Here is an 11,915-nt window from a genome sequence, read left to right on the forward strand (position 1 = left end):
CAGAATCGCACCAGCCGGCTGCGATCAATGCGATTCTGCGTCTGCTCGCGCAACCTCGGCCAGCACTTCGGCGGTGTCCGCGCCCAGCTGCGGAGCCGGACCGGCGACTCGGCCCGGGGTCCGTGAAAACCAGGTCGGCACACCGGGAAACCGCACCGGGCCGTGCGGCGTGTCGACGGTCTCGAAGAATCCGGCGGCGTTCAGGTGCGGGTTGTCGAACAGGTCGGCGGGCGTGCCCAGCGGTGCCGCCGGTATTTCCAGTTCGCGGAACAGCTTCAGCCATTCTTCGGTGGTGCGTTCCGCCAGCGTCTCGGCGAGCAATGCATAGACGGCGTCGATCTGGCGGGCCCGAGATTCCAGCGTCGCGTACCGCGAGTTGGCCCAGGCCGGTCGCACCGCGTCGACGAACGCCGACCAATGCTTGTCGTTGTAGATCAGCGCGGCGACGTAGCCGTCGCTGGTGCGATACGGCCGGCGGTTGGGCGCCACCGTGCGCGGATAGACCGCCGGCCCGAGCGGCGGGTCGAACATTGCGCCGTTGGCGTGCTCGACCAGCATGAACGATGCCATGGTTTCGAACATGGCGACCTCGACCTCTTGGCCCTCACCGGTGCGTTCGCGGTGGAACAGCGCCATCGTCGTCGCGTAGAGCGCGGTCAGGCCGGCGACCTTGTCCGCCATGATCGTCCCCACGTAGCTGGCCTCGCCGGTCAGTTGTTCCTGCACGGCCGGCAGCCCGCATTCCGCCTGAATGGTGTCGTCGTAGGCGGGCAGATCCCGGTCCGGCCCGCGCCGGCCGTAGCCGTAGCAGTTGGTGTAGACGATGCCGGGGTTGATCGCCGCGACGTCGTCATAGCCGAATCCGAGCCGCGCGATCGCCTTGGCCCGCATCGAGTGGATGAACACGTCGGCGGTTTCCACCAGCGACCGCAACGCCGCCTTGCCGGCCTCGGACCGCAGGTCGAGGACGACGCTGCGCTTGCCCCGGTTCACGTTGACGAACACGCCGCTCATCGACGGCTCGGGCCCCACCGAGATGTAGCGGGTGTTGTCGCCTTCAGGCGGCTCGACCTTGATCACGTCGGCACCCATGTCCGCCATGATCTGGGTGCAGTACGGCCCCATCACCATCGCGGTGAGATCGACCACCCGCACCCCGGCCAGCGGGCCGCTGCTAACCATGACGGAGCCCTCGTGCCATCTCAAAGCTGTAGCGCAGGTGCTCGGCATGCCCGTCAGGCACGACGGGAAAAACCAACGGCGCGTTGGCATCACGGATGGCGTCGAGCTGCTCGGACACCTGCTCGATGGACCACGACGGGCGAAACACGCCAGGGGTCTCGGCGACCACCGCGCGCGCCACCCGGCCGGCGACCGAGATCAGCATCTCGCCGCTGACCGGACAGGATTCGTGGGCCAGCAGACCCACGACCGGCGCCACCAGCTCCGGCTCCATCGGCGGGTACGCCGAAACGTCCAGGCCCTCAGCCATTCTGGTGACGGCAGACGGAACGATCACATTGCACTTCACGTTAGCGGCGGCGCCCTCCAGCGCTGCGACGTTGGCCAGACCGATGACACCCGCCTTGGCGGCAGCGTAATTGGCCACGTCGTGGTTGCCGTACAGCCCGCCGATCGACGACGTCAACACGATGCGCCCGTAGCCGGCGTCGCGCATCAGCGGGAAGGCCGGGCGTACCACATGAAAAGCGCCGCGCAGGTGGACATCCAGCACAGCGTCGAAGTCGTCAGAACTCATCTGGACCAACGGTGCGCGGCGAACGGTGCCGGCGTTGTGGATCAGAATGTCGACGCGACCGTAATGCTGCACCGCCGCATCGATGATCGCCGCGCCCCCGGCGGCCGTCGCCACTGATTCCGTGCACACGACGGCATCGCCGCCAGCAGACCGGATTTCGTCGACCACCTGGCCGGCGGGCCCGGGGTCGGCGCCGTCTCCGGTCAGGCTGGCGCCGGTGTCGTTGACGACCACCTTGGCGCCGCGCGATGCCAGCAACAGGGCGTACGCGCGCCCCAGTCCCCGGCCGGCGCCGGTGACGACGGCGACCCGATCGTCGAAGCGCAGTTCCGTCACGTTCCCAGCACCAGACCGTCGAGATCGCCCTTGGCGCGCCATTCCGCCAACAAGTCGCCGAAGGCGTAGAAACCCGGCCCGTACGGCTCACCCAGATGTGACCGGATGCCCTCGCCGCCGCCACCGCCTTCGTTGTTGTAGTAGCCGGGTGTGCACTGCGCGTCGAAAGCCGAGTTGTCGATGGCGGTTTCGCGGATGGTTCTGCACCACGCGTCCTGTGCCTCGCGGCTCGGTTCGACGGTGGTCGCGCCACGGGCCAGGGCCTCGGCGATGATGTAGGCGATGTGCTCGCCCTGCAGCTCGTAGTTGGCGGCGATGTTGGCCGAGATTCCCACTTGGGTGAAGCCGGTGAAGAACTGGTTGGGAAAGCCCACGCTCGTCATGCCGTGCAGCGTCTTGTAGCCGTCGTGCCAGTAGTCGAACAGCGACAGCCCGTCGCGGCCCTCGATCGTGTCGATCGAATAGCGGCGGCTGATCTCGGTGGTGATCTCGAAACCGCTGGCGTAGATGATGCAGTCGACTTCGTACTCAACGCCGTTGGCGACGAGACCCTTTTCGGTGGCCTTCTCGACGCCCTTGGACGACGAGACGTCGACCAGCGTGACGTTGGGCCGGTTGAACGTCGTCAGATACTCGTCGTTGGAACATGGCCGCTTACATAGGAATCGGTAGTACGGCTTGAGCGCCTCGGCGGTCTCGGGGTTTTCGACGATGGCCTCGACGCGGCGGCGCAGCCGCTCCATCACCTTGTAGTCTTCTTCTTCCCGGATCGCCATGAACTGCTCGGGCGTCAGCGACGCGGGATCGTCCAGGGCAAGCACACGGGCGGCGGTATTGCGGCCGAGCTCGGTCCAGAAGTCGCAGACCAGGTCGGGCTGTCCCAACGCCATGCCTTCGAAGGTCCAGGCGTGGAAGTTGCGTTGCCGCTCCTTCTGCCAGCCCGGCTGCAGCGTTTTCACCCATTCGGGGTCGGTCGGGGTGTTGTTGCGGGCGTCGACCGACGACGGCGTGCGCTGAAAAACGTAGAGGTGCTGGGCATAGCGCCCCAGGTAGGGAACCAGTTGGACGCCGGTAGCGCCGGTGCCCACCAACGCGACACGCTTGTCGGCCAGCTTGTGCAGGCCGCCGCTGGTGTCCCCGCCGGTGTAGTCGTAGTCCCAGCGCGACGAGTGGAAGCTGTGTCCTTTGAAGTTCTTGATGCCGGGAATGCCGGGCAGTTTGGGCCGGTGGAACGGACCCGATGCCATCACGACGAAGCGGGCGCGGATGTCGTCGCCGCGGTTGGTGTCGATCCGCCAGCGCTTGACCTCCTCGTCCCAATGCAGGGCACGCACCTGGGTGGAAAAGATCGCGGAGTCATAGAGTCCGAAATGCTTGCCGATGCGCCGGCAGTGCTCGTAGATTTCGGCGCCGTCGGCGAACTTCTTGCTCGGCATGAAGTCGAGCTCTTCGAGCATCGGGATGTAGCAATAGGATTCGTTGTCGCACTGGATCCCCGGGTAGCGGTTCCAGTACCAGACGCCGCCGAAGTCGCCGCCCAGCTCGATGATCCGGACGTCCTCGACGCCGGCCTTCTTCAGATGCGCGCCCGCGAGCAGGCCGCCGAATCCCCCGCCTAGGACCGCGACGTCGATGTCGGCCGAGATCGGTTCGCGAGGCACCACCGGCGTGTGCGGATCGGTTTCGTAGTATCCCGCGAAGTCATCTTCGAGCTCCACGTATTGCTTGGATCCCTCTGGACGCAGCCGCTTTTCCCGCTCCTGGCGGTATTTCTCCCGCAGCGCGGCGATGTCGATGTCCTGCGGGGTCTGTGTCGGCTGCTCACACGTCATGCGAGCTCCCTCGGCTCGCCGGTGCCCATGTACTTCGCGAGCTGGCGGTGCAGGTTGGCCGTGCTGCGTTCGCGATAGGGATTGGGTTTGGTGCCGGGAAAGCCCATCGACTTCATGCCCTGCTGCACTGCCGCCATGTTCGAGAAGTCCTGCGGTAAGACGCTGAGCCATCTCGGGTCTCCGACGGGGGTGTACTCCCATTCTGTCCGCGGCTCTTGGCCTTTCGGGAACAGTTCGTAGACGGCGACTTCGAAAATGCATTTGTTCGGGTCGTAGCTCGGGTCGGGTCGGGCGCTGTAGCACAGTGCACTGGTCAGGCCCTGTCCGATCTGGAAGTTCGGGAAGATCTGCCACGCGGTCCCGCTTTGGCCTAAGACGTCGGGAGGGATGGTCGGCCAAATCACGCCGCGGGCTTCGTCGTCACGGCGCGCCGACGACAGCCAGTGTTCGAGAACCTGGTCGGCCGGAGTGCCTTCGGGCAACTCGTCGACGAGTCGCAGCGCGGCATCCACGAGTGTCTGGGTGGTGGTGGCGTTGGTTTCCTGCAGTGTGTAGAGCTGCATCTCGGCGGTCGACACGCGGGGGTCGGCACCGATCCCCAACCGGACCTTGGACTTGGTCGCCTCGAGGTCCTCCGGTGCGTCGTAGCCGATGTTGCTGTGCTTTCCCTGCGCCTTGGCCCAGCCTTTGAACTCGCCGAACTTGTTGAACTCCGGATGTGTCGTCGCGACATGGTAGGTCTCGTTGAAGGCCTCCATCGCGACCTTCCAGTTGCAGTCGAAGTGCAGCCACTTGCGCCACTTGTAGCGCATGTTGTCCAAGCCGAACGGGTCCAGCATTTTTGCTGCCGGGTGCAGATAGTCCATCAACGACTCGCACTCGGGATCCATGTTGATCCACAGCCAGCCGCCCCACGTGTCGATGTTGACGCTGGCCAGGTGCGTGTTCTCGGCGGTCAGCGCGCCCTGCCAGTCGGCTTGTTCGCGAATATACGTGCACGCACCGTCCAAACCGTATGTCCATCCGTGGAATCCGCAAACGAACGACTTTCGCGTCCGCCCACTAGCGTTCTTCGCGCCGGCCGGAGTGTCGATCAGGCGGCGCCCGCGGTGCATGCAGACATTGTGGTGGGCCTTGAATTCGTTTGGCCCGGTCCGTACCACGATGACCGAGTCGTCGAGGATGTCGTAGGTAAGGTAGCTGCCGATCTCGGGCAGCTCTTCGACCCGCCCGACTTGCTGCCACACTTTTCGCCACAGCTTGTCGCGTTCGGCTCGGGCGTAGTCCTCCGAGATGTAGGCGTCCACGCCGATCGTCACGGGCGCGGACAGCTCGTCGCCGTTAGTCGTCACTGCGTCCTCGCTTCTCGAGAATTCGGGTCGTCCCAACGCTTTACCTCCGCACGGAAGGTTTCGTCCCGCAGGAACAGGGAGGTGTTGTCCGCGTCGAGGTGGCTCCAGCGCAGGCTCAGGCCGCCGTCGACGAGCAGGGTTTGACCGGTGATATAGCTCGAAAGATCGGACAGCAGAAACACGATGGCGCCGGCCTGCTCCTCGGGTCGGCCGCGCCGGCCCATCGCGATCGCGCGGCGGTCGCGGTCTGGATCGTCGTCGACGTAGGTGCGCGACGCCGCCGTTTCGGTCACCCCCGGCGCTATCGCGTTGACCCGGATACCGAACGGCGCCAATTCGACGGCCATCGTGCGGGTCATCGCCGCCACCGCGGCCTTGGCGGTTCCGTAGGCGATGTGGAACGGCGCGGTGTTCATGCCGCTGATGGACGAGATCGAGACGATGGAGCCGGGCTTGCCGTCCTTTTTCAGTTCCGCGGCCACGGCCTGGCTCATGAAGAAGGTGGTCTCGAGGTTGGCCGCGAACAGCTCACGCCAGTCGCTGCGGCGCACGCGTGTCGACGGCATCCAGGTCGACGGCGCGGCGCCGCCCGCAACATTGACCAGCCCGTATAAATCACCTGGCGCAGAGCGGGTTTGGTCGATGACCGCCGCGATGCCGTCGTCGGTCGACGCGTCGGCGGAGACCGGTATGACGGCGAGACCGGATTGGGCCAGGGGTTCGACGTGCTCGTCGAGGTTCTCCTTGGATCGGCTCACTGCGACGACGGTGGCGCCCGCTCGGGCGGCCATCGACGTCACTGTGGTGCCGATGCCGCCGCCACCGGCACCGGATACCACGACGATGCGGCCTTCGAGGTTCACAAAGTTCTGCACAGCCTGCTTTCAGCCAGCGGCTTCCGGCGCGTAGCCCAGAATCGCCTTGGTTTCCACGTATTCGTCGAAGCCGAACTCGCCCCACTCGCGCCCGTTGCCGCTCTTGCGGTAGCCGCCGAACCCCGCCTGGAAGTCGAATCCGTCGTTGATGACCACCCATCCCGACCGCAGCCGGCGAGCGACTTCACGGGCCTTCTCGAGGTCGGTGCCGGCGACATAACCGGCCAGGCCGTACTCGGTGTCGTTGGCGATTTCAACGGCCTGGTCGATGCCGGCGTAGCCCAGGATCGACAGGACCGGTCCGAAGATTTCCTCTCGGGCGATCGTCATGTCGTTGCTGACATTGGCGAACACGGTGGGCTTGACGTAGTAGCCCGTTTCGAGCCCGTCCGGCCGTCCGGTCCCGCCGACGACCAGGGTGGCGCCCTCGTCGATCCCCTTCTGGATCAGCGACTGGATCTTCTCGAACTGTGCTCCCGATACGACCGGACCGAGCGTGACATCCCCGGTGGGGGCGCCGACGGTGAGCCTTGACACCGCCTCACGGGCGATCTGTGCGGCTTCGTCCATGCGGACGTTGGGCACGAGCATCCGCGAAGGGGCACTGCAGGATTGCCCGGAATTGCTCATCATGTTGGCGACGCCGGCGCTGACGTTCGCGGCGAAAGCCGCGTCGTCGAGAACGATGTTGGGGCCTTTGCCGCCCAGTTCCTGGGTCACCCGCTTGACGGTCGGCGCCGCGTTGCGCGCGATGTCGATACCGGCACGGGTCGAGCCGGTAAAGGAGATCATGTCCACATCCGGGTGGCTGGCCAGCGCGACTCCGACACCCGGGCCGTCGCCCTGAACCAGGTTGAACACGCCGGCGGGAACGCCCGCGGCATCGAGGATCTCGGCAAAGATCTGGGCTGAGAACGGTGCAATCTCCGATGGTTTGAGCACCATCGTGCAGCCGGTGGCCAGCGCGGGGAACACCTTGACGGCGACCTGGTTCATCGGCCAGTTCCATGGTGTGATCAGCCCACACACGCCGATGGGCTCCTTCACGAAGAGCGTGGCGCCGCGCTGTTCTTCGAACGTGTACGCCTTGAGAACCTCGATGGCGGTGTTCAAGTGACCCAGCCCGAGCCCGACTTGCGGGCCGGCGGCGAGGGCGGCCGGCGCGCCCATCTCTTCGGTGATCGCCGCGGCGAGATCCTCGGTGCGCTGGGAATATTCGGCAAGGATCTGCTGCAGAACGTCGAGCCGTTCCTCCCGACTGGTCTGCGACCAGCTGGCGAAAGCCCGCCGCGCCGCCGCGACCGCCCTGTCGACGTCGGCGGCCGAACCGAGCGCGATCTTCCCGCAAACCTGTTCGGTGGCAGGATTTTCCACGTCTCTGATGGTCAGCTCGGCCGGCTCGACCCATTGGCCGTCGATGTAGAACTGGAGATTTTCGCGCATTACTGGGTTCCTTCCGCGTACCACGTTCGGAATTCGTCGTAGCTGGGCATCTCCTCCGAATTCACCTTCGGGTCGATCGGCACGTGGATGACGCCGACCTTGCCGCTGGCGTACGCCCGTTGGATCGCCGGGCCGATCCCCTCGCCACGCTCGACGTATTCGCCGTAGCAGCCGAATCCCTCGGCGATCTTGTCGAATCGCACGTCGGTGCTCCAATGCACGCCGGTTTCCAGCGATCCCTGGCCGAAGGTGCGCTTGTAGACGCCCACCTCCAAGCCCCACTGGTAGTCGACGCCGACGACGCACACGAGCGGAAGGCCCAGCCGCGCCGCGGTTTCCAGCTCCGAGATGTGGAACATGAACGACGAGTCGCTGGTGATCAGCATGACCGGGCGTTTCCTGCCGTCGGCCACCGACGCCCCGATGGCGTAGGGCAGACCGGTCCCGATGTGACCGAAGTTCTGGTTCCAGATGACGTCGTGCGGCTTGGCCTGCGAATAGGTCCACCCGAAAATGACGGTGGCACCGCCGTCGCGGACCATGATGCCGTCGCTGGGGAACGCTTCGGTCGCCTCGACCACGAAACGCGCTGTGTGTACCGGTGTTTGGGATGGTGCGGTTTTCGCGAGCTCGGCGATTCGGGCGGCGTCCTGCGTTATCCAGCCGTCGAGCTCCGGCGTGGGCGGACGCGGCGAATCCTTGAGCGCCTCGACGAGCTGCGGCACGATCGCGCGCAGGTCACCGACCAGCGGGACGTCGATGCGCCGGTTCACCCCGATCGCTTTGGGGTCCAGCTCGACGCTGATCCACTTCCGATTCGCGTCATTGCCCGCCCAGTGGCGACCCTTCCCGTAGTGCACCGGCTCGCCGAGTTCGGTGCCGATTGCGATGCACAGATCCGAGCCCACCACCGCCTGGACGGCTGCGGGTGAAAAGCCGTACGGGAAGGTGCGATCCTCGATGCCCTTGATGAACGCGGTTCCGCCGGACGTCTGAATCACCGGGCAATTCACCAGTTTGGCCAACGCCTCGACCGACTCGCCGGCGCGCGCGCACTGCACGGCGTGTCCGACCAGCAGAATCGGCCGGTCCGCTTTTCTGATCAGCTCGACGGCCTTGTCGACCATCTGCGCGCTGGCGCCCTGGTTGACCAGGCGGTACGCGTCGGGTGGCAGCGGTGGCGGCACATCGAGTTCTTCGAGGATGACGTGTGCCGGATATTCGATGTAGGCTGGCCCTGGCGTACCGGTCTGCGCGCTGCGCAGCGCTTCGCGCACGATCTCGTCGGTCTGATCCGCATATTCGATACTGGCCGCGTACTTCACCGACGGCGCGAGCAGCGGTGTCTGCGAAACGAATTGGATACGACCCCGGCGGACCCGTTGTTCGGTGATCCTGGCGCGCTGACCGCCGAGGAAGATGACGGGCGAGTTCTCGACTTTCGCGCACATCATGGCTCCGGCCAGATTGGCCAGGCCCGGGCCCAGCGTTCCGATGCACAGGCCCGGCTTTCCGGTCATGCGCGAAACGGCCTCGGCCATGAATCCGCCACATTCTTCGTGATGCGGCGCGACGACATCCCAACCGCGCTGCTGTGCCTCGTGAAACAGATGCACGAAGTTCGGGTCGGGGATGCCGAACAGGGATGCGATGTCCTCCGCTTCGAAGAGATCCAGGATGCGTTCGTAGACCTTCATGGCCAACTCAAACCTCGCCACCGCGTCGATAGCCGCCACCTATGGCGATTAATTGTCTGGACAAGTCGTATCTCTCCTCTGGCGCTGGCCTAAGAACACCGTTCTACGCGATGCAGAACATCATTCACCACGGCTGCTGGCGGGGTCAAGCGCGGCTACCACCGTTGGAGAGAGCCTTCTGGTCGCCGTCGACGCGAGCCTGGTGACTCAAAAAGTGGCTATTGTATGGACCAAAGCCGCTTTGCTAGCGTTCCAGCCACCGAGCTACCACTGGGAGACCGCGCCGATGTTGCTGCAGGAAGGCCGTTACCCGGCCGGCAGTCCGGTCCGACTCGCCGATGGCTGGCGCATGGAACGGCTCACTCCGCCGAGCCGGCTGTTCGGCGCCAATGGCCTGCGCACTGGTCCGGACGGCCGGGTCTACATCGCGCAGGTGACCGGCAGTCAGATCAGCGCGCTCGATATCGACACCGGTCAGTTGGAGACCGTCAGTCCCAAGGGCGGCGACATCGTCGCACCCGACGACGTGGCGTTCGATCCGCGCGGCAACCTCTACGCCACCGAAGTGATGGATGGCCGGGTGAGCGTCCGAAACCCTGACGGTGAGACCCGGGTGCTGCGCGACGACGTGCCGAGCGCCAACGGCATCACCGTTCACGATGGCCGGTTATTCATCGGCGAATGCCGGGAAGGCGGGCGGCTTCTCGAACTCGACGTCGACGGCGGCGCGCCCCGGGTGTTGCTCGAGAATGTGCCGTCGCCCAACGCGATGGAGGTCGGCCCCGACGGCCTGCTGTACTTCCCGGTGATGGGCGCCAACGAGATCTGGCGTGTCGACCTCGACGGCGGTGAGCCGCAGCGGGTGGCGAGCGGCCTCGGCGTGCCCGACTCGGTGAAGTTCGATTCCGACGGCTACATCGTGTCCACGCAGGTGCACAGCGGCCAGGTGTTGCGGATCGATCCGCGCACCGGAGGCCAGACCGTGTTGGCGAGCCTGAATCCCGGGCTGGACAACCTGACGTTCGTGGGCAAGCGGCTGTTCGTCTCCAACTTCACCGGTGAGATCACCGAAATCCTTGACGGCGCAACACGAACTGTGCTGCCGGGCGGGCTGAATTGGCCGCTGGATTTGGCCGTCGGAGCCGACGGCAACCTCTATGTCGCGGACGGCACCTACTTCTACGTTCTGCGTCCCGACCGCACGCTGCAGACCGTCGGCATGCTGTTCACGCCGGGCTATCCCGGCTTCCTGCGCGGGCTGGTGCCGGCCGGGCCCGGCGAGTTCGTCGTCACCACCTCGGGCGGTCAGGTGTCGCGGTACCGGCCGGGCGACAGCGAAAGCACCGTGCTGGCAGACGGATTCGACCAGCTGTACGGCGTGACCACGTCCGGGGACACCGTCGTGGTCGCCGAACTCGGAACCGGGCGGGTGCTGTCGATCCGGGCCGGGCAGGTCGAGGTGATCGCCGCCGGCCTGCACGACCCGGTCGGGGTCGCGATTGGTCCCGACGGCGGCTGCCTGGTCAGCGAGTCCGGCGCCGGTCGGGTCGTGATGCTGAGCGGACCGCGTGTCGAGACGGTGCTGGACGGTTTGCAGCGGCCGCAGGGCGTCCTGGTGCTCGACCGGCAGATGTACGTGGTCGACGCCGGCGCCAAGGAATTGGTCGAATTCGACTTCGCCACAGGAGCCCGTCGCACCATCGCCGTAGAGCTGCCGGTCGGCGCCCCGCCAGGAGTGGTACCCAAGCCGCTGAAGGGAATGCCGCCGTTTTCCGGGCCGCAGGGCCCGTTCGCCGGTATCGCCGCCGGACCGGATGGCACCCTGTACGTTTCGGCCGACGGCGACGGCAGCGTGCTTGCGCTTCACCGGGAGAACCGCAATGGCTGACGCCGATCATCGTTACCTGCAAGTGGCACGGACCCTGCGCAAGGAAATCGTCGACGGCGTGTATCCGGTGGGATCCCAGCTGCCGACGGAACATCAACTGTGCGAGCGGTTTTCGGTCAGCCGCTACACCGTGCGGGAGGCGCTGCGGCGGCTGCGCGATGACAACCTCGTCGCGTCCCGGCCACGGTCGGGCACGCTGGTGGTTCCCCGGCCGTCCGCGGATTCCTATGTGCAAGACGTCGTCTCGATCAACGATCTGCTGGCGTTTGCGACCGGCGCGCAATTCGCGATCGAGTCCACCAAGATGGTGACGATCGACGACGAGCAGGCCCGCCGCACCGGGTTGGCCAGCGGCGAAGAATGGTTGGCCGTTCGCGGGTTTCGGCGCACAGAGGGCGCGGACTTTCCGTTGTGCCGGACCGAGTACTACATCAACCGCGCATTCGCCGCGGTCGGCAGGCTGCTGCAACGCCACACCGGGCCGATCTTTCCGTTGATCGAGGATCTGTTCGGGCTGAGCATCGTCGAGGTCCGCCAGGAGATCGCCGCGGTGTTGATCCCGGCCGAGCTCGCCGGCGCGCTCAGCCTGGAGCCCGGATCGCCGGCGCTGGAAGTGCACCGCACCTACACCACGTCGGACGGTGAAGTCGCCCAGGTCACGATCAACACCCATCCGGCGTCGCGGTTCCGGCACTCGATGACGATGCGACGGGTCCGCGGCTAGCGTGGTTCG

At 65.8% G+C, this 11,915-nt stretch carries 9 protein-coding genes; 2 read left to right on the top strand and 7 right to left on the bottom strand.

Going from position 1 to position 11,915, the window contains the following annotated elements; all coding sequences use genetic code 11:
• Positions 1 to 24 precede the first annotated feature (24 nt).
• The 7 genes from AWC14_RS03790 to AWC14_RS03820 are packed head-to-tail and all read right to left on the bottom strand — an operon-like array spanning position 25 to position 9,294.
• Positions 25 to 1,182 (bottom strand): CaiB/BaiF CoA transferase family protein, encoded by a 1,158-nt coding sequence (locus tag AWC14_RS03790; RefSeq protein WP_045380455.1) that lies wholly within the window; start codon positions 1,180 to 1,182, stop codon positions 25 to 27.
• Complete coding sequence (locus AWC14_RS03795) at positions 1,175 to 2,137, bottom strand: SDR family NAD(P)-dependent oxidoreductase (protein WP_193393791.1); 963 nt, start codon at positions 2,135 to 2,137, stop codon at positions 1,175 to 1,177. The genes AWC14_RS03790 and AWC14_RS03795 overlap by 8 nt, the downstream gene beginning before the upstream one ends.
• Positions 2,092 to 3,927 carry a flavin-containing monooxygenase gene (locus AWC14_RS03800; protein ID WP_045380449.1) on the bottom strand — a complete coding sequence of 612 codons (1,836 nt, stop codon included), beginning with the start codon at positions 3,925 to 3,927 and terminating at the stop codon, positions 2,092 to 2,094. Before AWC14_RS03800 ends, AWC14_RS03795 begins: the two co-directional genes overlap by 46 nt.
• Positions 3,924 to 5,279: an aromatic ring-hydroxylating oxygenase subunit alpha gene (locus AWC14_RS03805; protein ID WP_142281547.1), complete on the bottom strand. Its 1,356-nt coding sequence runs from the start codon at positions 5,277 to 5,279 to the stop codon at positions 3,924 to 3,926. The genes AWC14_RS03800 and AWC14_RS03805 overlap by 4 nt, the downstream gene beginning before the upstream one ends.
• Positions 5,276 to 6,154, bottom strand: coding sequence for an SDR family NAD(P)-dependent oxidoreductase (locus AWC14_RS03810; protein WP_045380444.1), 879 nt, complete (start codon positions 6,152 to 6,154; stop codon positions 5,276 to 5,278). Before AWC14_RS03810 ends, AWC14_RS03805 begins: the two co-directional genes overlap by 4 nt.
• Positions 6,155 to 6,163: 9 nt before the next feature.
• Positions 6,164 to 7,597, bottom strand: coding sequence for an aldehyde dehydrogenase family protein (locus AWC14_RS03815; protein ID WP_045380442.1), 1,434 nt, complete (start codon positions 7,595 to 7,597; stop codon positions 6,164 to 6,166).
• Positions 7,597 to 9,294: a thiamine pyrophosphate-binding protein gene (locus tag AWC14_RS03820; RefSeq protein ID WP_428838939.1), complete on the bottom strand. Its 1,698-nt coding sequence runs from the start codon at positions 9,292 to 9,294 to the stop codon at positions 7,597 to 7,599. The genes AWC14_RS03815 and AWC14_RS03820 overlap by 1 nt, the downstream gene beginning before the upstream one ends.
• A 286-nt stretch (positions 9,295 to 9,580) precedes the next feature.
• On the opposite strand from AWC14_RS03820, the gene AWC14_RS03825 reads away from it, so the two are divergent.
• Together AWC14_RS03825 and AWC14_RS03830 are read left to right on the top strand one after the other, a co-directional pair.
• Positions 9,581 to 11,182: an SMP-30/gluconolactonase/LRE family protein gene (locus AWC14_RS03825; RefSeq protein ID WP_045380493.1), complete on the top strand. Its 1,602-nt coding sequence runs from the start codon at positions 9,581 to 9,583 to the stop codon at positions 11,180 to 11,182.
• The gene (locus AWC14_RS03830) at positions 11,175 to 11,906 is read left to right on the top strand and encodes a GntR family transcriptional regulator (RefSeq protein ID WP_045380440.1); all 732 of its coding nucleotides are present in this window, start codon (positions 11,175 to 11,177) and stop codon (positions 11,904 to 11,906) included. Before AWC14_RS03825 ends, AWC14_RS03830 begins: the two co-directional genes overlap by 8 nt.
• Positions 11,907 to 11,915: the final 9 nt, after the last annotated feature.

This window comes from Mycobacterium kyorinense, from assembly GCF_002101735.1.
GTDB lineage: Bacteria > Actinomycetota > Actinomycetes > Mycobacteriales > Mycobacteriaceae > Mycobacterium > Mycobacterium kyorinense.